Source organism: Aurantiacibacter spongiae (genome assembly GCF_003815535.1).
Taxonomy (GTDB): Bacteria; Pseudomonadota; Alphaproteobacteria; order Sphingomonadales; family Sphingomonadaceae; genus Alteraurantiacibacter; species Alteraurantiacibacter spongiae.
The window spans coordinates 2,564,148-2,585,271 of sequence record NZ_RPFZ01000001.1 but is presented as its reverse complement, the minus strand read 5'-3'; the positions used below and the strand labels follow the sequence as shown (position 1 = coordinate 2,585,271).

The 21,124-nt window shown below is 65.5% G+C and carries 25 protein-coding genes; 10 read left to right on the top strand and 15 right to left on the bottom strand.

What is annotated here, in order from left to right; genetic code table 11:
• Positions 1-9: 9 nt before the first annotated feature.
• Complete coding sequence (locus EG799_RS12640) at positions 10-243, bottom strand: hypothetical protein (RefSeq protein ID WP_123881854.1); 234 nt, start codon at positions 241-243, stop codon at positions 10-12.
• Between the two features lie 86 nt (positions 244-329).
• Here EG799_RS12640 and EG799_RS12635 point away from each other — a divergent pair, with 86 nt between their 5' ends.
• Complete coding sequence (locus EG799_RS12635; RefSeq protein ID WP_234029154.1) at positions 330-1,256, top strand: DMT family transporter; 927 nt, start codon at positions 330-332, stop codon at positions 1,254-1,256.
• Positions 1,257-1,317: 61 nt separating this feature from the next.
• Entirely contained in the window at positions 1,318-1,443 is a 126-nt protein-coding gene (locus tag EG799_RS14095; RefSeq protein WP_123881848.1) for an entericidin A/B family lipoprotein, read from the top strand.
• 55 nt (positions 1,444-1,498) lie between these two features.
• Here the strand turns inward: EG799_RS14095 and EG799_RS12625 are convergent, their stop codons facing one another.
• The 10 genes from EG799_RS12625 to EG799_RS14295 all read right to left on the bottom strand — a co-directional run bounded on the left by EG799_RS12625 (position 1,499) and on the right by EG799_RS14295 (position 9,646).
• The gene (locus EG799_RS12625) at positions 1,499-2,095 is read right to left on the bottom strand and encodes a DUF938 domain-containing protein (RefSeq protein WP_325051116.1); all 597 of its coding nucleotides are present in this window, start codon (positions 2,093-2,095) and stop codon (positions 1,499-1,501) included.
• Positions 2,092-2,553 (bottom strand): ABA4-like family protein, encoded by a 462-nt coding sequence (locus EG799_RS12620; RefSeq protein ID WP_123881842.1) that lies wholly within the window; start codon positions 2,551-2,553, stop codon positions 2,092-2,094. Before EG799_RS12620 ends, EG799_RS12625 begins: the two co-directional genes overlap by 4 nt.
• A gap of 21 nt (positions 2,554-2,574) precedes the next feature.
• Positions 2,575-3,321 (bottom strand): NAD(P)H-binding protein, encoded by a 747-nt coding sequence (locus EG799_RS12615; protein ID WP_234029153.1) that lies wholly within the window; start codon positions 3,319-3,321, stop codon positions 2,575-2,577.
• Positions 3,275-4,435, bottom strand: a complete 1,161-nt coding sequence (locus EG799_RS12610; protein ID WP_123881839.1) for a deoxyguanosinetriphosphate triphosphohydrolase — start codon at positions 4,433-4,435, stop codon at positions 3,275-3,277. Before EG799_RS12610 ends, EG799_RS12615 begins: the two co-directional genes overlap by 47 nt.
• A 69-nt stretch (positions 4,436-4,504) precedes the next feature.
• A complete protein-coding gene (locus EG799_RS12605) occupies positions 4,505-5,200 on the bottom strand; it encodes an aspartate/glutamate racemase family protein (RefSeq protein WP_123881836.1) in 696 nt (231 codons plus the stop codon).
• 113 nt (positions 5,201-5,313) lie between these two features.
• Positions 5,314-6,399, bottom strand: coding sequence for a S8 family serine peptidase (locus EG799_RS12600; protein WP_123881833.1), 1,086 nt, complete (start codon positions 6,397-6,399; stop codon positions 5,314-5,316).
• A gap of 132 nt (positions 6,400-6,531) precedes the next feature.
• The gene (locus tag EG799_RS12595) at positions 6,532-8,046 is read right to left on the bottom strand and encodes an NAD(P)(+) transhydrogenase (Re/Si-specific) subunit beta (protein ID WP_181950928.1); all 1,515 of its coding nucleotides are present in this window, start codon (positions 8,044-8,046) and stop codon (positions 6,532-6,534) included.
• A gap of 26 nt (positions 8,047-8,072) precedes the next feature.
• Positions 8,073-8,378, bottom strand: coding sequence for an NAD(P) transhydrogenase subunit alpha (locus tag EG799_RS12590; RefSeq protein WP_123881827.1), 306 nt, complete (start codon positions 8,376-8,378; stop codon positions 8,073-8,075).
• Positions 8,378-9,505, bottom strand: coding sequence for a Re/Si-specific NAD(P)(+) transhydrogenase subunit alpha (locus tag EG799_RS12585; RefSeq protein WP_123881824.1), 1,128 nt, complete (start codon positions 9,503-9,505; stop codon positions 8,378-8,380). The genes EG799_RS12590 and EG799_RS12585 overlap by 1 nt, the downstream gene beginning before the upstream one ends.
• 18 nt (positions 9,506-9,523) lie before the next feature.
• A complete protein-coding gene (locus EG799_RS14295) occupies positions 9,524-9,646 on the bottom strand; it encodes a hypothetical protein (protein ID WP_267900639.1) in 123 nt (40 codons plus the stop codon).
• Between the two features lie 180 nt (positions 9,647-9,826).
• Between EG799_RS14295 and EG799_RS12580 the strand changes: the two genes are divergently transcribed.
• Together EG799_RS12580 and EG799_RS12575 are read left to right on the top strand one after the other, a co-directional pair.
• Positions 9,827-11,242: a sigma-54-dependent transcriptional regulator gene (locus tag EG799_RS12580; RefSeq protein ID WP_123881822.1), complete on the top strand. Its 1,416-nt coding sequence runs from the start codon at positions 9,827-9,829 to the stop codon at positions 11,240-11,242.
• A gap of 80 nt (positions 11,243-11,322) precedes the next feature.
• Positions 11,323-11,946 (top strand): hypothetical protein, encoded by a 624-nt coding sequence (locus EG799_RS12575; RefSeq protein ID WP_123881819.1) that lies wholly within the window; start codon positions 11,323-11,325, stop codon positions 11,944-11,946.
• 6 nt (positions 11,947-11,952) lie between these two features.
• Here the strand turns inward: EG799_RS12575 and folP are convergent, their stop codons facing one another.
• The 4 genes from folP to EG799_RS12555 form a co-directional block, all read right to left on the bottom strand.
• Positions 11,953-13,065, bottom strand: coding sequence for a dihydropteroate synthase (gene folP, locus EG799_RS12570; RefSeq protein ID WP_123881816.1), 1,113 nt, complete (start codon positions 13,063-13,065; stop codon positions 11,953-11,955).
• Positions 13,066-13,206: 141 nt separating this feature from the next.
• A complete protein-coding gene (locus EG799_RS12565; protein ID WP_123881813.1) occupies positions 13,207-14,358 on the bottom strand; it encodes a site-specific DNA-methyltransferase in 1,152 nt (383 codons plus the stop codon).
• 203 nt (positions 14,359-14,561) lie between these two features.
• Positions 14,562-15,479: an oxidoreductase gene (locus EG799_RS12560; protein WP_123881810.1), complete on the bottom strand. Its 918-nt coding sequence runs from the start codon at positions 15,477-15,479 to the stop codon at positions 14,562-14,564.
• The gene (locus EG799_RS12555; protein WP_123883121.1) at positions 15,476-16,114 is read right to left on the bottom strand and encodes a ribonuclease HII; all 639 of its coding nucleotides are present in this window, start codon (positions 16,112-16,114) and stop codon (positions 15,476-15,478) included. The genes EG799_RS12560 and EG799_RS12555 overlap by 4 nt, the downstream gene beginning before the upstream one ends.
• On the opposite strand from EG799_RS12555, the gene EG799_RS12550 reads away from it, so the two are divergent.
• The 6 genes from EG799_RS12550 (at position 16,113) to EG799_RS12525 (ending at position 20,955) form a co-directional block, all read left to right on the top strand.
• Positions 16,113-17,330, top strand: a complete 1,218-nt coding sequence (locus EG799_RS12550; RefSeq protein WP_123881807.1) for a PQQ-dependent sugar dehydrogenase — start codon at positions 16,113-16,115, stop codon at positions 17,328-17,330. The two genes, EG799_RS12555 and EG799_RS12550, sit on opposite strands and share 2 nt — an antisense overlap.
• A 51-nt stretch (positions 17,331-17,381) precedes the next feature.
• Positions 17,382-17,891, top strand: a complete 510-nt coding sequence (locus tag EG799_RS12545) for a GNAT family N-acetyltransferase (RefSeq protein ID WP_123881806.1) — start codon at positions 17,382-17,384, stop codon at positions 17,889-17,891.
• 24 nt (positions 17,892-17,915) lie between these two features.
• The gene (locus tag EG799_RS12540) at positions 17,916-18,464 is read left to right on the top strand and encodes a DUF1285 domain-containing protein (protein ID WP_123881803.1); all 549 of its coding nucleotides are present in this window, start codon (positions 17,916-17,918) and stop codon (positions 18,462-18,464) included.
• Positions 18,461-19,075, top strand: coding sequence for a CoA pyrophosphatase (locus tag EG799_RS12535; RefSeq protein WP_123881800.1), 615 nt, complete (start codon positions 18,461-18,463; stop codon positions 19,073-19,075). Before EG799_RS12540 ends, EG799_RS12535 begins: the two co-directional genes overlap by 4 nt.
• Positions 19,072-20,253 carry a CCA tRNA nucleotidyltransferase gene (locus tag EG799_RS12530; protein WP_123881797.1) on the top strand — a complete coding sequence of 394 codons (1,182 nt, stop codon included), beginning with the start codon at positions 19,072-19,074 and terminating at the stop codon, positions 20,251-20,253. The genes EG799_RS12535 and EG799_RS12530 overlap by 4 nt, the downstream gene beginning before the upstream one ends.
• Before the next feature lie 204 nt (positions 20,254-20,457).
• Positions 20,458-20,955 carry a hypothetical protein gene (locus tag EG799_RS12525; RefSeq protein WP_123881794.1) on the top strand — a complete coding sequence of 166 codons (498 nt, stop codon included), beginning with the start codon at positions 20,458-20,460 and terminating at the stop codon, positions 20,953-20,955.
• The last annotated feature ends 169 nt before the right edge of the window (positions 20,956-21,124 follow it).

Genomic DNA, 21,124 nt, shown 5'->3' with positions numbered 1-21,124 from the left:
CTTTCGCCCTTATCCGCCGGCGAGCCATCCGGTCGCCGCAAATGCGAGCAGCACCAGCCCGGCAAAGCCGGTCAGCGCACCCAGATCGCGCCAGGGCATGATGCCGACCCGGTCGATGTGTCGCCGATTGCGCCGACGCCGGTCGCCGATGGCGCAAACGAGCGAGAGCACAAGCAAGCCCATTCCGAAAAGCCCGTAAATCGTCGCGTCGCTGGCGAACAGGATGAAGTCGGGCTCGTGCATTGCGGCTTGCATATGACGACTGTCCGATACAGGTGCAACGGATCGCGGCGCTTGAACGTTTGGTCGCCTGCCCTATGGCAGCGGCCGTGGCTCCCGCGACCGGCAATCCATCCGACGACAATCCCGTTCTCGCTCTGATCCTCCGGATCGCTGGCATCGCCGCCTTCGGGACAATGGCCATGTTCATCAAGCTGGCTTCCGAAAGCGGCATACATATCGTCGAAATCGTGTTCTGGCGGCAGGCGGTATCCGTCCCGATACTGCTCGGCTGGGCGATGCTCGCGGGCGGCCTCTCGACCCTGAGGACAGCACGGCCGCGCTCCCATGCGATCCGCGCGGGCTACGGTCTGGTGGGCATGGCATTCAATTTCGGCGGCGTCATCCTCCTGCCGCTGGCGGAAGCGACCACCTTCAACTTCACGTCCTCGATCTGGGCCGTCATCCTGTCCGCCACCTTACTGGGCGAACATGTGGGGAAGTGGCGCTGGTCTGCGGTTATCGCCGGTTTCGCAGGGGTACTGGTCATCGCACAGCCGGGCGGCGGGCATGTGCCGCTTGTCGGTGCGCTCGTCGCTCTGGGAGGCGCATTCATGCTCGCCCTTATCTCGATCCAGATCCGCGATCTCAGCCGAACGGACAAGCCGATGGTGATCGTCTTCTGGTTCGCCTTCACCAGCGTCGTGGTGACAGCACCCGTACTGCCGTTCGTTGCGACGGAACATACATCGACCCAGTGGCTGATCCTGCTGGGCATCGGTCTGGCGGGAACCGCCGGTCAGGTTTTGGTGACGCTTGCCCTGCGTTATGGAGAGGTCTCCAGTGTCATTGTGATGGATTATTCGGGTCTGATCTGGGCGACCCTCTACGGCTGGCTGATCTTCGCCACTTTGCCGACCGTGTGGACCTGGCTGGGCGCTCCCCTCGTCGTCCTGGCCGGAATCATCATAACCTGGCGCGAAAGCATTTTGCGACGCCGGCGGCTGCGGGATCGGCACGAAGTCATCGGCGGTTAACGGCTGGACAAGCAAGGCTTTTCGTCCGAGAGCGGCGGGCAGTCGGGTTCAGGAGTTTTACATGCGAAAGATAGTAATCGCCGTCGCCTTGGGTGCTCTCGCTTTCGGCGCCACTGCCTGCAATACCGTGCGCGGCATGGGTCAGGATCTGGAATCCCTGGCAAACGACGTCGACAGGGCGACCTGACGCGCGTCGGAAACACCGATCTGCGAAGGTCACGGCTGCGATGTCGTTCAGCCGGTCAGGCTTCCTTACGATAGACGAGCAGAATATTGTTCGCCGGCAACTGAGCGCGGCGGGCGCGAATGAACGAAAACCGTCTCGCAAGCGAATCCACCCATTCCACGCGGCGCAGACCCCAGGACGCATCGCGCGCCCTGAGACTTTCGTCGAAGGCGATATTGGACGACGCCGTATCGACGCCTTCTTCAAAAAACGGGCCGTAGAGTATCAACGGGTCTCCTGCCGCGAGCAGCCGACCCGCACCGGCGAACAGGCCTTCGGTCGTCTCCGGCGCACTGATGTGGACCATGTTTATGCAAACCATGGCATCGACCTTTTCGACGGGCCATTCAGGCGAAGCGGCGTCGAGTGCTAGCGGTGACAGAAGGTTGGTGCATTCGCTGTCGGCGCGCCAGGCGGCGATTGACGCGAGCGCATCGCCGCTGCAGTCGCTGGGCTGCCAGATCAATCGCTTGAACGCCCTTGCGAAGGTGACCGCATGCTGACCGGTTCCGCTCGCCACCTCCAAAATCGTTCCGCGGCCCGGCAGGTCGCGCGCGAGTTCCCTCGCGATCGGCAGACAATTGCGGTCGGCGGCAGGGGCGTGACGTTTCAACGCAATCGCTTCCGCGGTCCCGCGACGGCGCGGGCGCGCCCTTCTCGAACGAGCAGCCATACACCCAACCCCGCCGGTCCGGCCATGAAGGTAAGCAGAAGGACAGGGGCTTGCAGCAGGCGCGAATAGGCTTTTGCTTCTGCATCGCGTGCGATCCAAAGGCCGGCGAACAGATCAAGCGCGAGATAGTGTATCCAGCCAATTGTGACGCCGGCATCGGTAGAAAAGATCGCTCGAACGCCGGGGACGGAGGTAAAGGATATTGCGCCTTGCTCTCCCCCGGTGTGGACCAGACCCCCCAGAACAAGTGCCACCAGCAGGACGTAGGCGAGGCAGAGCAGCCCGACACCGGCATACATCAAAGCCGAGAGCGATACCGGCTTTCGCGGCAGGGCGATCAACACCGTCCAGGCGAGCAAGGCCCACAGGTTCGCCATACCGAAAATCGTGTTCCACATCTCTGCCTCCTGGGGAATGGCCTAGCCCGAATGAGGCGTGGAGGCCATGCGCCGGTCCAGGTCTCTCGCCAGACGAGCGATACCGTCATTGGCGTGGACGAACGAACCGCGGGCTTTCGCGCTCGCTCCTTGCAAGGCGGCCTTGGCTACGGTCTCCGTCGGGATCGAACGATACCTTGCCCTCCCCCCACGAAGGAAAGGGTCGACGATAGGGGCGGCAAGCTGCGCAAGAGATTCAAGGGGGCGCCGGTCTCCAGCGCGTCGCCCGCGCAACAGGCCTGGACGAAGGATGTCGAGGCGTGAAAACTTCAGTGCACGCACGGCCTCTTCCGTTTCCCCTTTGGTCCGTAAATAGAAATTGCGCGATGCTGCATCGGCCCCGGCTGCGGAGACCATGACGAAATGCGTGGCCTCGTTCGCTTTCGCCGCGTTCGCGACGTCCATGACCAGGTCATGATCCACCGCGCGGAAAGCCTCGCGGCTTCCGGCCTTGGTCCGCGTCGTGCCGAGCGCGCAGATTACGGCATCGGGTTGCAGGGTCGCGATGATAGCCGGCCAATCCTCCGCGTCGGCCAGGACCAACTCCATGCGCGCTCCGCGAGGCAGGGGTATCTCGCGGCGAGCCAGGGCTTGCAAACGTATCTTCGGCAGATCGATCGACCGGGTCAGGATAGCGCGCCCGACAAGTCCCGTCGCGCCAACCAGCAACACCCGCCCGAAGTCAGACATTTGACAAACCCTGCGGTCGCTCGCCAAAAATGCGAGCATACTGATCGATTGCGAAACGATCGGTCATTCCGGCAATGAAATCGGCGATATGCCGAGCGCGCTGAGGTTCCCGGGCGGGTGCCCCGTCGGTCCAGCCCTGCGTCATCAGCGAGGGCTGCTGGTCGTACGCGGCGTAAAGGCGGGCGACCAGGGCGCGGGCGCGCGACGCTGTCTCCCTTTGTTCGCCGTGATGATAAAGCCTGGCGTACATGAAGCGTTTGAGCGCTCTTTCACGCTGCGCCATGGCGCTGCTGAACGTGGCTACGGCGGCGTTCGCTTCGCGTATCTGAGCGGGGGATTCCATGCCTTCGAGCTTGCTGCGCGTGGTTTCGATCACGTCGTTCACCATGGTCCCGATCTGACTGCGGACCAGCTCGCGCAGAAGCGCCTCCCGTGGCGCTCCAGGGAAGCGACGTTCTGCATCGCGCCAGTGCTCGGCCACGAAATCGAGCGTCAGCAGGTCGTCGAGATCGAGGAAGCCGGCACGAAGCCCGTCGTCTATATCGTGATTATCGTAAGCGATGTCGTCCGCCAGCGCGGCAATCTGTGCTTCCAGCGAGGGCCACTGGCGAAGATCGAGCGGAAATTGCTCGTCGAGTTCCCTGAGCGCCCAGCCGGGCGTCGCGACCGGCCCGTTGTGCTTGGCCAAACCTTCCAGTGTCTCCCAGGACAGGTTGAGACCCGATATGCCACAATAGGGGCTGTCCAGACGCATGACGGTTCGCAACGTGTGCCCGTTGTGATCGAAGCCGCCCCGGTTGTGGAGCGCAGCGTCGAGAGCGTCCTCCCCCGAGTGGCCGAATGGCGGATGCCCGAGATCGTGCGCGAGGCACAGGGCTTCGGTGAGATCCTCGTCTGCCCGCAATTCGCGAGCGATCACCCGCCCGATCTGCGCTACCTCGAGGCTATGGGTCAGCCGGACCCGGTAATGGTCGCCGTCCGGCGCGACGAAAACCTGGGTCTTCCCGGCCAACCGGCGAAAAGCAATGGAATGGATGATCCGGTCCCGGTCCCGCTGGAATGCCGTCCGCGGACCGCGCGCACCGTCGCCCGGTTGATCGAATTCGCGTCCGCGTGTCATTGCGGGGTCGGCGGCATACGGTGCACGGATCATGCGATCAGCGCTAGGTAGCAGCCGGTTTTCAGGCAACGGGAACAGGGCGGGAACAGCGCAGAAAAGCGCCTATTCGTCGCCCATGATCCACTCTGCCGCGGCTTCTGCATGAATGCGGGTGCAATCGAAAACGGGCAGGACGTTGGCATCGGTATCCACCACCTGCTCAAGCTCGGTACAGGCAAGAACGACCGCCTCGGCGCCGTCCTTCTCGAGATCGGTGAACATGGACTTCAACGCGCGCTCCGCCCCTCGCGTCGCTCGCCCGACCATCAGTTCGTCGTAGATGATGGAATCAAGCATCTCGACATTTCCCATGTCCGGAGGCAACAGGTCGACACCATGCGCCACGAGACGCCGGCGGTAGAAGCTTTCCGTCATCACGTTGCGCGTCCCGATCAGGGCTGCACGCCGGACACCCTCCTGCTCCATCCTTTTGCCGACGCACTCCGCGATGTGAAGGATCGGCACGTCCACGCCCGCCTGCACGTCCTCGAAGACCTTGTGCATGGAGTTCGCCCCGATGACGATCATCTGCGCACCAGCTTCGGCCAGGCGCCGGGCGCTGTCGGTCAGAACTTGGGCTCCGCGCTTCCAGTCCTCCGACGTTTGCAGCTTGTAGATCCGTTCGAAATCGAGGCTTTCGATCAGCATCGGAGCCGAGGAACGGGGGCCGCGATGGCGCTGTACGATGCGATTGATGCAATCGTAATAGGTGCGCGTCGAAACCCAGCTCATTCCGCCAATCAAGCCCAGCTTTCGCACCTGTCTTCCCCTGCTTCGTCGTCGTTCACGAAACCGCCCGTTCATTGCCATGGAGCAATGAACGGGCGGTCAACGTCAATTACTTCGCCGTCCCGCGGAACGGTTTTGCTGCTTCAGCGATGCCCGATACGATCGGGACTGCCGTCTCGGTCATTACCGGCATAGCCATCGGTCGCGATATTGCCCAGCAGCAGAATGCCCGCCGCGTGAGGGGCTGCCATCGAGGTGCCGCTGATGGTGTTGTAACCGCCATCTTTCCAGGTGGAAGCGATATTGAGGCCCGGCTCGGCGTAATCGACCGGCGAACCGTAATTCGACCAGCTTGTCAGGTTGTCGTTCTGATCGATCGCGCTGATCGTGTAAACGTTCGTGCCGTTGACGCGCGCGGGAGAGGAACCGGAAGAGTCTGCTCCGTCATTGCCCGCCGCGATGACCATCTTCACTCGCTGCGAAGCTGCCAGGACCGCGTCGTCGAGCGGCTGGTAGGCGCCTCCACCAAGGCTCATGTTCGCCACCTGCCCCGACCCGGCTGCACCCGCGACATAGTCGACACCTGCAATAATGTCCGAATAGCTGCCGCTGCCGCGCCGGTTCAGGACCTTGACCGCGACGACGGTAGCCCCGGCGGCAACCCCGACCACGCCGATGGAGTTGTTTCGTGCGGCGATGGTCCCGGCGACATGCGTGCCGTGGCCGTTATCGTCGTCCGGGCCGCCGCGCGCTCCGGTAAAATCGCGGCTGGCGGTCGTGGAAACGGTAAGGTCGGGATGGTCGAGGTCGATTCCCGTATCAATGATCCAGGCGACCCGGCCACGACCCTCTCCCGCACCACCTACGCGGGCTATGCCCCATGGCGTCGATTGCGATGGACTGGTGCTGCCCCCGCCGCCACCGCCGCGTCCCGGAGGAGGGGCGAGCGTTACTACTCGGTCTTGCCCGCAGTAGCGGATCCAAGGGTTGCCGCGAGCCATGTTCTGCGCCCCCTGCGCTGAACCTCGGAAGGCGAAACCGCGAATGGAGTTTTCGTAGACATGAAGCACCCGGGCACCGTTGCCGTTCGCCAGGCGGGCCGCGGCCGCACGAGCCTGTCCGCGGCAGATGACGTTACCATCGAATACACAGATGTACTGATTGGCGATCGGTCCCTCCACGCCCGTCGCGGCATTGCCCTGCGCCAACACGGGTGCAGCGATTGCCATAGTGCCCGCCGCTATCCCGGCAAGCGCCAATGACTTCCAGATTTCACGACCCCGATACTCCTCTTGGGTTGATCCCGGGAAGTATCCTGACGCCGACCCGACCCCTGTCAACCGGTAACGCCGCGTTAACCTTCAATCGTCCAGATTCTTGTTGATTTCCTCCACCATCTTCTTCGCGTCGGACAACAGCATCATGGTCTGGTCCATGTAGAAGACGTCGTTACCGACGCCCGCATAGCCGAGCCCGCCCATCGACCGCTTGATGAAGAAGACCTGCTTTGCCTTGTCCACATCGAACACCGGCATCCCGTAGATCGGGCTGGACTTGTCAGACTTGGCCGCCGGGTTCACCACGTCGTTAGCCCCGATGATGAAGGCGACGTCGGCCTGGGCGAATTCGGAGTTGATATCTTCCAGCTCGAATACCTTGTCGTAGTCGACACTTGCTTCGGCGAGCAGGACGTTCATATGGCCCGGCATGCGTCCGGCGACGGGGTGAATGGCGTATTTCACCTCGACCCCCCGTTCTTCGAGAAGGTCGCTCATCTCGCGCAGCGCGTGCTGCGCCTGGGCGACCGCCATGCCGTAGCCCGGGATGATGATGACGCTTTCAGCCTGCTTGAGCATGTAGGCAGCGTCCTCGGCACTTCCTTGCTTGTAGGGACGCTGCTCGCGCGGTTCGCCGACACCCCCTCCGCCCTCGTCCGCGCCGAAGCCGCCGGCGATGACCGAAATGAAGCTGCGGTTCATCGCGCGGCACATGATGTAGCTGAGGATCGCGCCCGAAGAGCCGACCAGCGCGCCCGTGATGATCATCGCCGAATTGCCGAGCGTGAAGCCCATCGCCGCCGCGGCCCAGCCGGAATAGCTGTTCAACATCGAAACCACGACCGGCATGTCCGCACCGCCAATGGGGATGATGAGCAGGAAGCCGATGAGGAACGCCAGTACCGTCAGCGCGATGAGGAAAATCAGATTCGCATCCTGCCCGGGCGTGTGCGCGAACATGGCTGTCAGGACAAGGATCGCCCCCAGTGTGACCAGGTTGATGACGTGGCGGGCCGGCAGTAGGATCGGCGAACCGCTCATCCTGCCCGACAGCTTGAGGAAGGCTATGACCGATCCGGAAAAGGTGATCGCGCCGATGGCGATGCCAAGCCCCATCTCGACCTTGCTGACCGGCTCGATGCCGTAGGCGCCGAGAATGCCGAATGCCACGGGATTGAGATAGGCCGCCCAGCCCACCAGCACCGCGGCAAGGCCGACCAGCGAATGAAAGGCGGCAACCAGTTCCGGCATGGCCGTCATCGCAATACGCCGGGCGATAGTGATGCCGATGATCGCACCGATAGCAATGGCGACAAAGATCTCGCCAAAAGAGAAAAGATCGGGCCAGCCCTCGTCGACCGGCAGCGCATTTCCGGGTGAACCGGTCGTCGGAAAATGCGTCACCAGCGTCGTCACCACCGCGATAGCCATCCCGGTCATGCCGAAGCGATTGCCCGTCCGGCTCGTGGCGGGTGAGGAAAGACCACGCAGCGCGAGGATGAAAAAGACCCCCGCGACAAGATAGGCGAGCGCGACCCACGCGTTGGTGGGCCCGTGCGACGCCCCCGTTCCCGCCGCCCCCGCGGTTACCGAGACGATGAGGTCGGTGTGAGTAACCGTGCCGCTCACGACTTGTCACCCCTGGCGGCTGGACGATCCTTCTTCTTGTACATGGCCAGCATCCGCGCCGTTACCGCAAAGCCGCCAAAGATGTTGACGCTGGCGAGAACGATGCCGAGCAGGCCCAGCCATTTCGCCCCCGGCACTTCTGCCGCGGCGGCCGCGATCAGCGCGCCTACGATGATCACGCTTGAAATGGCGTTCGTCACCGCCATCAGCGGCGTATGAAGCGCGGGCGTGACCGACCAGACGACGTAATAGCCCACGAAACAGGCGAGAACGAAAATCGACAGGATCGAAATGAAGTCCATCAGGCAGCTCCCGTCAGCCGATCATTCACGATCCTGCCATCCCTCGTCAGCCGGACAGCCTCGCCGATTTCCTCGTCGAGCACCGGGCGCCCCGTTTCGTTGTCCCAGAAGGCGTTGAGGAAGTTGAACAGATTGCGGGAATAAAGGGCGCTTGCATCGGCGGGCAGATGTCCAGGGGTGTTCGAATAGCCCATGATCCGAACGCCGTGCCGATCGACGATCCTGTCCGCGACGGACCCTTCGACATTGCCGCCTTGCGACACCGCCAGATCAAATATGACGCTGCCAGGCTTCATCGTGGCGATCTGCGCGTCGCTTACGAGGCGCGGTGCCGGTTTGCCGGGAATGAGCGCGGTGGTGATCACGATGTCCTGCCTGGCAATATGAGCGCTCACCAGCTCGGCCTGGGCCTTGCGGTATTCCTCGCTCATTTCCGTGGCGTAACCGCCGCTGCCCTCGCCCTCGATACCTTCGACCTCGTCCACGAAAACAGGCTTGGCACCGAGCGACTGGATCTGCTCCTTGGTGGCGGAGCGCACATCCGTGGCACTGACCTGCGAACCAAGCCGCTTGGCGGTGGCGATCGCCTGCAATCCGGCCACGCCTACGCCCATGACGAACACCCGCGCCGCGTTAACCGTGCCAGCCGCCGTCATCATCATGGGAAAGGCCCGGCCATAGGTATCGGCCGCCGCCAGAACCGCCTTGTAGCCGGCGAGATTGGACTGGCTGGAAAGGACATCCATGCTCTGCGCCCGGGTTATCCGGGGCATGAACTCCATCGACAGCGCTTCCAGCCCCGCCGCGGCGTACGCTTCGATGCGGTCACGCTGTCCGAAGGGATTGAACATAGCGATCACCCACGCGCCCTGCTTCGCCCCTTCGAGCAGGTCCGGTCGGGGTGCGTTGACGCCCAGCACCATATCGGCGTTCTTAACGGCCGCGCTCGCCGAGGCGACTTCGCCGCCTGCGTCGCGGTAGGCTTCGTCCGATATGGCGGCGTGGCGGCCCGCACCTTCCTCGATGGCGAGCGTAGCACCGAGCGCGGACAGCTTCTTTACCGTTTCGGGTGTGGCAGCAACGCGGGTTTCCCCCTCCGCCCGTTCCTTCAGAACCGCTATCCGCATGCCCCCCCCTTGTGCTCGTCAGGAGATCAGGATCACCACGAACAAGACGATCAGCGCAATCAGGGGCACCGACCATTTCAGCGTACCGATGAAACTGGCGTAGGTGCTGTTCGCGGCCTTCATGTCGCGCGGGTTGCTCATCGTGAAAATTGCCTTCCTCTATCGGGCCGCCTGGCGGCACGTCGCTTGTCTATCGGGAAAAGCCCTACCGTCAGCCGGACGATCGCTCAAGCCCTCGTCCTTAAGGGGCTTTTTAACCCCCCGATGATAGCGCCGTCCGCTCAAGACCGGACAGGTCCGGCGCAATCTGGTGGAAGATGCATGGCAGAGCCCGAACAGCGACTACTGATGCTGATCGACGACGAACCGGCGCAGGGACGGCTCATCACCGCGCTGGCAGGGCGGGAGGGCTGGCGGACGGTCATCGTCAACGAAAGCGAGAAGGCGATCGCCATGCTCGGAACGCGCCAGGGTATGCAGCTTTCGGCCATCATACTCGATCAGGGGGTTCCGGGCGACGAGGCCTGCGATCTGATCGCCGAATTGAAGGAACGCCGCCCCGCGCTTCCCATATTGATGCTCACGGCGAGCACCAGTCCCCAACTCGCGGTCGAAGCCATGCGAGCCGGGGCTACGGACTATCTGGTCAAGCCCGTCGCGCCCGACCGGCTGATGCAGGCGCTTCGCAACGCCACGACGCGCGAAACGCCTCGCGACGAGCTGACCCCGCTGACCGAAAAGATGCCCGCCGACCTCGATTTCGATGCGATGGTGGGCACGGCCCCGCCGTTTCGCGACGCTCTGGCGAAAGCGGCGAAGGCGGCTCGCGGTCATGGTCCCGTGCTGATCGAGGGCGAGAGCGGGACCGGGAAGGAGATGCTTATCCGCGCCATGGTCGGCGCTTCCCCGCGCGCCCGCGCGGCGTTCCGCATGATCAACGCAGGGGCCGTTCCGGCCAGCAGTCTCGATTCGGTCCTCTTCGGCCACGAGAAGGGTGCATTCGCCGGAGCCTTCGAACAACAGGTCGGCGCCTTGCAATCCTGCGACGGCGGCACCCTGGTTCTCGACGAGATCGACCGTCTGCCGGTGGACGTGCAGGATCGCCTCATCACGGTCATGGAGACCAATTGCGTGAAGCCCCTTGGCTCGCAATATGGCTACAAGGTCGATATCCGCATAATATCTGCGAGCAATCTGCCACTTGCCGATCTGGTGGCCACGGGGCATTTCCGGGAAGACCTGCTTCGCCTGGTTTCCCGTACCGAGATCGAACTTCCGCCCCTGCGGGAGCGCATCGGCGACATTTCGGCTTTGACGCGCCATTTCCTCAACCGGATCGGAGAGCAGCCGGGCCTGCGTCCGCTTGGGGTCACCAACGAAGCGCTGAACCTGCTAGCCGCCTTCGACTGGCCCGGAAATGTGCGGCAGTTGCAGGCGGTGCTGTTTCGCGCTGCGGTGTTCTGCGACGGGGATGCGCTGACGGCCGAAGATTTCCCGCAAGTTCGCGAGATCGTGGGCGAAACTAGTGCCTGCGAACCGATGCGGGAAAGTGCCGGCGTGCAACTGTATTGCGATGACGGCAACCTGCGTCCGCTCGAGGACATCGAGGCCGACGTCATACGGCTCGCCATCGGGCATTACCGCGGACGCATGACCGAGGTCGCGCGGCGACTGGGTATCGGCCGGTCTACCTTGTACCGCAAGCTGTCCGATCTCGGCATCGACAACGCTGCCTGACTGGCTTTCAACGACTGTCCTATTGCGACGAAGCGTGGACAAGTGTCGGAACGCAGAAGGTTTTCGAGCACTCTATTAACATGAAGCAACCCGGTCTCGCCCTGCTCGCCGCCGCCTGCCTTACCCTGACGGCATGCGACGCGCAGAAAGCGGGGCAAACCGAACCGGATGCCGCACAAAGCCTCGCCTCGCCCGATATCGTCGCAAACGACCTCACCGACGGCTCGATCGGTCCCATAGGCTACGATTTCGATGCGAGCGTCCTTTCGCGTGCGGAGGTGGATGTGCCGCTTCCGCCGGATTTCGACGAGCCGACCTATGCGACGAAATTCATTCCCACCGAACTGCTCGACAACATCGGCACGGCCGGCTGTTCCTATGGCGACTCTCCCGACGACAGCGAATGTACGGCGGAGGAAGAGGTCGGTCTGGCGCTTGCGCTTCTCGACAGGCCTTATGCCGACTACGTTGCGGACGCATCGTTGCGCGAACTGGGGGGCAAGCCCCGCCACTCCGCCAGCGTCGCCGGTCGGGAGGGGTTCGGCCTGACCTGGACCAACGGGGCCACTACGGTCGATTTCACCTACCTGCCGGCGGGCGAACGCACCCTGGTCGTGATTGACCGCACCGAAGACGGTACGACGGCCGGCCGGGAGGCGCTGGCGCAGGTGCGCGACAGCCTGGACTTCTCCGCCCTCGAGTGATCGCGTTCAATCCGTCAGCATGCTGAAGTCGGTGAGGGCGGCATCGCGCATGCCGCGCCATACGTTGCGCGCCTGAACGGTTGCGAAGACGTCGTGAACGCGCAGCAGCTGCACGCCTGCATCCATGCCGCACATGGCCAGAGCCAGCGACCCGCCGAGCCGCTCATGCGCTCCGGCCTCGTTCGACAGAGCGCCGATCATGCGCTTGCGGCTCGCCCCCAGCATCAGCGGCTGACCGAGCGCGTGGAACAGCGGCAACGCGTTCAGCAGCGCGAGGTTGTCGGCCATGCTCTTGCCGAAACCGATCCCCGGATCGAGCACGATCCGATCGCGCGTGATGCCGGCATCGAGCGCCCGGTCGCGCGCCGATCGCAGGAAGTCGAACACGTCGAGCACGACTTGCCGGTAGTCGCCCCCGGCATGCAGGTTCTCGCCTTCACCCGGGGCGTGCATGAGGACGACCGGCACACGGCTCGCAGCCACGAACTCGAGACTGCGGGGATCGTAGCGAAGCGCCGAGACATCGTTGACGAGGTGCGCGCCCGCCGCCAGCGCCGCCTCCATCACCGCCGGACGACGCGTGTCGACGCTGATGGCGGCGCCCATTCCGGAACAGTGTTCGATGGCCGGAACGACGCGCTCGATCTCCTGCCCCTCCCACACGGCCTTCGCGCCCGGTCGGGTGCTCTCGCCGCCTATGTCGATGATCGCCGCGCCAGCTTCGTGCATGGCGGCGGCGTGGGCGCGCATCGCGTCAGGATCGTCCATGAACTCGCCCCCGTCGCTGAAGCTGTCGGGTGTGACGTTGAGGATGCCGACGACCTGCGGCTGGTCGAGCCGGATGGTGCGCGCCCCGAGCTGCATCGGCGCGTGGACCGCGGTGAGGTTCGCCCATTGCGCTTCGGCCTCGGCCCCCACGGCGTCGGGCAAAGCGCCCAGGACCGCCTCGATCCGCGCCTTCGTGGTCAGCACTCGTTCCGCCACCTCGCCATCGCGGCGCAGGATCACGGCGAACTCGCGGGCGTAGACCATGCCGCCCGCCAGCCGCACCGCGTCCCCGTCCACCGCTTGCGGAGCGGATGTGGTGGTCAGGGGCTGGATGTAGACGGTATCGGTCATGCGTTCAGCTTTCTGCCGTTTTTCCTGTAAAGGTGTGACAGGTGTTACAGTGTCCCGGAGCGGAAAACGGAGCTTGTTTTCCGCGTATTTGCGAGCATCGGTCGCATCTGGCATGGATCGGCCCTGTAGGAAACGCCCGCGTCAATCCTCCGCCGCGAGCAGATACAGCCCCCGCGCCGCATCGATGGGCTTGACCTCCCCGCCCGTCTCGTAATGCCAGAAGGTCCAGCCGTTGCAGCTGGGCGCGCCCTGCAAGTCCTTGCCGACGCCGTGGATCGAGCCGACCTGCTTGCCGCATTCGAGCGAACCGTCCGCGCGCACCGTCGCGGTCCAGCGGCGCTTCTTGTCGAACACCCTGGTGCCCGGCTTCAGCAGCCCCGCCTCGACCACCTGCCCGAACGCCACGCGCGGCGCGGCCTTGCGGCTTTGCATCGTGGCGAGCGCGCTTTCGTCGAGCGGCAGTTCCTTGTCGATCCGCGCCTGCGCCACCGCACGATAGGCGGCCTCGCGCTCGCAGCCGATCCATTCGCGCCCCAGCCGCTTGGCCACCGCGCCGGTAGTGCCCGTACCGAAGAACGGATCGAGCACCACGTCGCCGCGCTCCGTCGTCGCCAGCAATACGCGATAGAGCAGGGCTTCCGGCTTCTGCGTCGGATGCGCCTTCGCGCCGTCATCCCCCTTCAGCCGTTCGCCACCGCTACAGATCGGGAACACCCAGTCCGAACGCATCTGCAATTCATCGTTGAGCGTCTTCATCGCCGTGTAATTGAAGTGATAGCGCGCCTTTTCTCCCATGCTCGCCCACAGCAGCGTCTCGTGCGCATTGGTGAAGCGGGTGCCGCGAAAGTTCGGCATCGGGTTGGTCTTGCGCCAGACGACGTCGTTCAGCAGCCAGAAGCCCATGTCCTGCACCGCCGCACCGACGCGGTAGATGTTGTGATAGCTGCCGATCACCCACAGGGCACCGTCGGGCTTCAGAACCCGCCTGCACTCCGCCAGCCAACCCCTTGTAAAGGCGTCGTATGCGGCAAAGCTGTCGAACCTGTCCCAATCGTTCGTCACGGCATCGACATGGCTGCCGTCGGGCCGGTTGAGATCGCCGCCGAGTTGCAGGTTATAGGGCGGATCGGCGAAGACGAGATCGACGCTCGCCGCCGGAAGGCGACGCATCGCCTCCACGCAGTCGCCGCCGAGAATTCTTCCGATCGGCAGGTCGACCTTTTCCGCCTTCGGTGCCTTCGCAGACCGCGTCTTTCCCGCCGCCCGCTGCCGGACCTTCACAAGCTCGCCCATGTTCGCTTCTTCCCCCCTGACTTATCCACAGGGTGAGTCCAGACCGAGTCCGGGTCAAGCGCAAAGTCCGCTTCGGATCGACCGGGCGGGGATACGAACCGGGCGGAACACATCGAGCCCGGCACAAGATATGGAGTCCCGGCCGGTTGAGCGGACTCGACATGATGGGGTGTGGCCCAAAGGACTCGCCTTCCGGCCGGGCTTCACGCGGCGGGCGAAAGGCCCGGATCGACGTCGGTCAGTTCCACGGAACGGTCCCACAGCTTCTTCGCGATGACCGGATCGCGCGAGCGGGCGGTGGCGAAGGCGCGCCCCGACGTGCTTCCGCTCATCTCCATGAAGCCCCACGGGCCGTAGTAGTCGCCGCCCGCGGCAGCGGGGTCGGTCGCGGCCTGCAGCGCCGGAAGCGCCCCGCGGCGCGCATCGTTGAGCGCCGCCCCGACGATTCTGCCGAACACCGCGCCGCCCGGCAGATGGCGGGTCAGTTCGGTTTCGGCGATGCCCGGATGACAGGCGACGACCGTTACGGGACTGCCCTCCGCCCGAAGCCGGCGGTCCAGTTCGAAGGCGAACAGCAGATTCGCAAACTTGCTCTGGCCGTAGAATTCGGACTTGTCGTAGCCGAAATCGCCATCGAGATTGCCGAAGGCGATATCGCCACGGCGATGGGCAAGGCTCGATTGCACGACGATGCGCGAGCCTTCGGTCTGCGCCAGCTTGTCCAGCAACAGGCCGGCAAGCGCGAAATGACCGAGGTGATTGACCGCGAACTGCAATTCGCACCCTGCCGTGGCGGTGGAGAATGGCGGCATCATGACGCCTGCATTCTCTATCAGCAGGTCGAGCCGCGCTTCTTCCCTCGCCGTGTCGGCGGCGGCCCGCACGGATGCAAGATCGGCGAGGTCGAGTTCGATGAAAGCAAGGTCAGCGGCGGGAACGTCGGCCTGGATATCGGCCATCGCCGCCTGCGCACGGTTCCGGTCGCGGCAAGCGAGAAGCACCCTTGCCCCGGCCCGCGCCAGTTCCTTCGCGATATGAAAGCCGATGCCGGTATTCGCACCCGTCACCAGCGCGGTGCGACCGGACTGATCGGGTATGTCGTCGAAGGAAAACGCACTCATGCAAACATCTCCAGCTGCGCGACGGGCGCGAAGCTGCGACGATGCAGCGGACTTGGCCCGTGCATCCGCAATGCGGCGAGGTGGTCCGCCGTTCCGTATCCCTTGTTCCGCTCCCACCCGTAATGCGGATGATCGCGGGCGGCATCGCGCATCAGGCGATCGCGGTATTCCTTGGCGAGGATGGACGCCGCGCCGATCGCGGGAACGCGCAGGTCGCCCTTGACCATCGCCCGCGCGCGCCACCGCCATTCGGCGCAGCGCCCGGCGGGCGTCAGATTGCCGTCCACCACGGCTTCGAGGGCATGGTTTTCGAGCGTCTCGCACAGATTGCGCATGGCCAGGCTCATGGCGAGCATGGTTGCGCCGAAGATGTTGAGCCGGTCGATCTGGGCGACATCGATCACGCCGATGCCGAACGCGCAGCGCCGACGGATGCGCTGTTCGACCATGGCGCGCGCCTCGGCATTCATGACCTTGGAATCGGTGATACCGGCCGGCCGCGGCTTGCACAGCAGCACGGCGGCGGCCACCACCGGCCCCGCCAGCGGGCCGCGGCCCGCCTCATCCACGCCGGCGACCAGCGGTCCGGGGCCGAGTTCGGCACAAAAACTGGTGGAGGGGGTTCCTGACAGCATGACCTTGAAAACACGTCGCTCGATCATTGCTCTATTCCCTGCCGCCCTCGCCTTCGCAAGCTGCAACAGCGGCGCGGTCGGGGATAGCGCGCCGAGCGCCACCGCGTCGAACGGCACGACGGCGAGCGCGCCCGTCGCCGGAACGCGCGTGACGCTGGGCGCCGATGCGCCGTTCACCGCCGTCAGCTTGGGGGAATTCGACGAACCGTGGGCGCTTGCGCTCGAACCCGGCAGCGGGCGCATCGTCGTGACCGAAAGGCCGGGAACGGCCAGGATATTCGATCCGGCAACCGGCGAGCTGCGATCCATCACCGGTCTGCCGCAGGTCGCCTATGCCGGTCAGGGCGGGCTCGGCGATTTCGCCTTCGCTCCCGACTACGCGACCAGCGGCAAGGTGTATCTGTCGTGGGCCAAGGCGGCGCAGGGCAACACCAAGCGCGCCGTGGTGGGCAGCGGCGAACTGCGCTGCGACGATGGCGGGGAATGCCGGATCGCCGGGCTGCGCGAGATCTGGGAACAGAGCGTGCCGATCGACGGCGAGGGGCACTATTCGCACCGCCTGGCGTTTTCCCCGGACGGGAGGCTGCTGTTCGTCTCCAGCGGCGAACGCCAGCAGAAGACCCCGGCGCAGGACCTGTCGAACAATCTCGGCAGCATCGTGCGGCTGAACCTCGACGGCACGCCGGCTGACGGCAATCCCTTCGCGCGGCGTGGTGCGCCCAGCGACCAGATCTGGAGCTACGGCCATCGCAACGTGCTCGGCCTCGCCTTCGATCCGAGCGGGAACCTGTGGGAGCTGGAGCACGGACCCGCTGGCGGCGACGAGCTGAACCTGGTGCGCAAGGGCGCGAATTACGGCTGGCCGGTCCGCTCCAACGGCGACAATTACGACGGCTCGCCCATACCCGACCACTCCCCCGATGATGGGTTCGCCCATCCCGCGATCAGCTGGAACCCGGTCATCGCGCCGGGTGGAATGATCTTCTATACCGGCGACATGTTCCCCGACTGGGACGGGCAGGCGTTGATCGCGAACCTCAAGACCACCTCGATCAGCCGGGTGAGCGTGGATGCCGGGGCCAACAGCGCGCGCGAAGTGGCGCGCTACGATTTCCCGGAACGGCTGCGCGACATCCTGGAAGGCGCCGATGGCGCGATCTGGGTCGTCGAGGATGGCGAGAACGGTCGGCTTATCCGCCTCACCCCCCGGCGCTGAGGCGCGAATCGATTGCACCGCGGCCCGACCGCCCCTAGGCGCGCCCGTTCCATGACCGCGACCATCGTTCCCCTTGCCGATATCGACCCCGCGCTGATCGAGGATCTGCTCGACCGCGCGTTCGGCGAAGGGCGCCAGGCGCGCACCGCCTACCGGGTGCGGGAGGGCATGAATTGGCTGCCCGCCCTCAGCTTCGCCGCGCTGGACGAGGAGGATTACCTGGTCGGCTCGATCCAGGTCTGGCCGGTCGCGCTGACCGATCCGAGGGGGCGGCGCCATCCGCTGCTGATGGTGGGACCGGTCGCGGTCGTCCCGCACCTGCAGGGCACGGGATACGGGCGCGCGCTCATGGCGGCGATGGCCGGTGCGATCGATCCGGCGGCCGCCCTGCCGCAGGTCCTGGTGGGCGATCCCGAATATTACGAGCGCTTCGGCTTCATCGCCGCCCCGGCGGCGGGCTGGTCGCTGCCCGGTCCCTACGACCAGCGCCGCCTGCTGGTGCGGGCGGACAATCCGGCGGTCCTGCCCGAAAAGGGCATGATCGGCCCTTGGCTCGGTTGACGCGCTCTGGCATCGCGGAATGCGATGGCCTACGATCCCCCACCAGAGCTTGGCGCGATGTCGCTGCTGGAGATCGCCGAGGCGGCAAGGGCGCGCCGATTGCCGCCGGTGGAGGAGTGGTCGCCGGCCCGGACCGTCGACAGCCGGATGCGTATTGCCGCCGACGGGACGTGGTTTCACGACGGCAGCCCGATCCGCCGCCCCGCAATGGTGCGCGCCTTCGCATCCCTCCTGATGCGCGAGGGTGACGGGGCCTACTACCTCGTCACGCCGCAGGTTCGCCAGAGCATCGCGGTGGAGGACGCGGCCTTCCTCGCCGTCGATTGCCGCGCCGATGGCGACGCGCTCGCCTTTCGCCTGAATACCGACGAACTGGTGCTGGCCGGACCCGAGAACCCGCTACGGGCCGAGGGCGATCCCGACCTTCCCGCGATCTACCTCTCCGTTCGCCGCGGTTGCGAAGCGCGGCTCGACCGCTCGACCTGGCTGCAACTGGCCGACATGGCCCTTGGCGAAGACGGCGCGCTCACCGTGTCCAGCCAGGGCGCGACCTTCGATCTCGTGCCCGCATGAGCGACCTGTTCGAGCGCCTGTCGCACCTGTTCGAGCGCAGCCGCGACGTCGGTTTCGCGGGCATTCGCGACGACCGGGAGTGGGCACCCGAAACCCTGCGCGACGCCGCCGTGCTGATGGCGGTGACGGACCGGCCCGAGCCGGGCATCCTGCTTACCCACCGGCCTGATACCATGCCCTCCCATCCCGGCCAGGTCGCCTTTCCCGGCGGCAAGCTGGAAGCGGGCGAGGATGCCATTGCCGCCGCCCTGCGCGAGGCCGAGGAGGAGCTGGCCATTGATCCGGCGAAAGTCCGCATCGTCGGCTCCGCCCCGCCCTTCGTCACCGGTTCGGGCTACACGCTGACCGCCGTGCTCGGCCTGATCCCGCCGGACCTTCCCATCCGCCCCGACCCGCGCGAGGTCGCCGACTGGTTCGAGGCACCGCTGCGCTTCGTTCTCGACCAGCGCAACCATGTCGAGAAGACCGGGATGTTCGGCGAGACCGAGCTGCCCTATTACGAGATCGAATGGGAAGGCCACCGCATCTGGGGCATCACCGCGGGCATCATCGCCAACCTGTCCCACCGGCTGGCGTGGGAAGACCTTGCCGGGGGTCGGGGCGAGGGATGACCGGCGCGAAGCTGCCCGCCGCCGCGTGGACCCGCCGCCGCGACCTGCCCGCCCTCGTGGGGGCGCTGGGAGCCGACTCGATGCGATGGGTCGGCGGCGCGGTGCGCGACACGCTGCTGGGCCTGCCAGTGAAGGACATCGATGCAGCGAGCCTGCACCACCCGCCCGAAGTCACGCGCCGGCTGGAGGAAGCGGGCATCCGCGCAATTCCCACCGGTATCGATCACGGCACGATCACCGCCGTGCTCGATAGCGGGCCGATAGAGATCACCACGCTGCGCAAGGATGTTGCCACCGACGGCCGCCGCGCCACCATAGCCTTCGCCGAAAACTGGCAGGAAGATGCCGCGCGGCGCGACTTCACCATCAACGCGCTCTACGCGCACCCCGAAACCTTCGCCATCGCCGACTATTTCGGCGGGCTGGCCGATCTGGAGGCGCGGCGGGTTCGCTTTATCGGTGACGCGGCGCAGCGCATCCGCGAGGATCACCTGCGGATCCTGCGCTACTATCGCTTTCAGGCGCGATTCGGATCGACCCTGGACGAAGAAGGCGAGGAGGCGTGCGCGGCCCTCGCCCCCATGCTGAAGGGGTTGAGCCGCGAACGGGTGGCGATGGAATTGCTGGCCTTGTTGGCGCTGCCCGATCCGCTTTCGACGCTTGGCCGCATGTTCGAACGCGGCGTGCTGCCTGTCGTGCTGCCGGAAACCGGCGAGGCCGAACTGGCGACGCTCGCCGGGCTGATCGCAACGGAGCGCGCCCACGGCGCCCCGCCCGCGCCCATCCGCCGCCTCGCCGCGCTGCTGCCGCGCGGCGGCCGGACTGCCGAGCAGGTCGCCGCCCGGCTGCGACTGTCGAACGCGCAGCGCAAGCACCTCGTCCGTCTGGCCGGGCGGGTGGAGCGGGCCGGCGACGCACGCGTTCTCGCCTACCGCGAGGGGCACGAGGTCGCGCGCGACATCCTCTTGCTGGCGAACCGCTCTCCCGCGCCGCTCGAGGGCTGGACCCCGCCCGCGCTGCCGCTGAAAGGCGGCGAGATCGTGCGCCGCGGCGTCGATGCCGGGCCGCAGGTCGCACGGATATTACAGGCGGTGGAGGCGCGCTGGGTCGCGGAAGGCTTCCCGCCCCGGTCCCGCGTGGAAACGCTGCTGGACGAAGAACTGGCGGCCGGGTCTTGAACTTTTGCGCCGGTATGGTGCAGGAAAGGTTCAGGACGGTTCGCTAAGGTTCCATCCGTCGGGTTCGGGCGCGGTCCCTCGCGTCCATCGTGTCTGCCGCGCCATCGCGCAGCTTGCCGCCCGGTCATTCAGTTCCCGGCCAGTTCCGGACACATCATCTTCGGGCCGCCCGACCGGCGTTTCCCGACAGGAGAAGGATAACACATGAAGCGCCTCGCTTTCACCGCCGCCGCCCTTGCCACCCTAGCCGCCGCGCCCGTCGCCGCGCAGGATGCGGGCACGACGATCATGGGCAATGACGATGCCGCCGTCGGCACCGTGCTTTCGAACGACGGCACCACGGTCGTCATCGACACCGGCACGCACCAGGTGCCGCTTGGCACCGCCGCCTTTGCCGAAACCGACGGCACCTGGACGCTGAACACGACCAAGGCCGAACTCGACACCGCTTACGGCGACCTGATGGCGCAGCAGCAGGCCGCGCTCGACGCCGCGCTGGTCGAAGGTGCCGCCGTCGCCACCGCAGACGCGATGCCGCTGGGGACCGTGGAATCGCTGGACGAGGCTAACGTGGTCGTCGTTACCGAAGCCGGCCCGATGAGCCTCGAACGCGCCATGTTCGCCGTGGGCGACAATGGCGGGCTGATGGTGCTGGCCAACCATGCCGACATCATGGCCGCGCTCGAGCAGGCCGGCGGCTGACAGCGCGCCGGCGCCGATCGAAAAGGGGCCGGAAGGAGCGATCCTTCCGGCCCCTTTTTCGTGCGACGCCTGGGAGCGGTGGCCGGACCTTAAGGGCGAGTTTCCTACCCCGGCCGCTCCCTCCGCCGCTACCGGCTACGTGACCCCGATGCGAGCGCTGTCCCTGTCC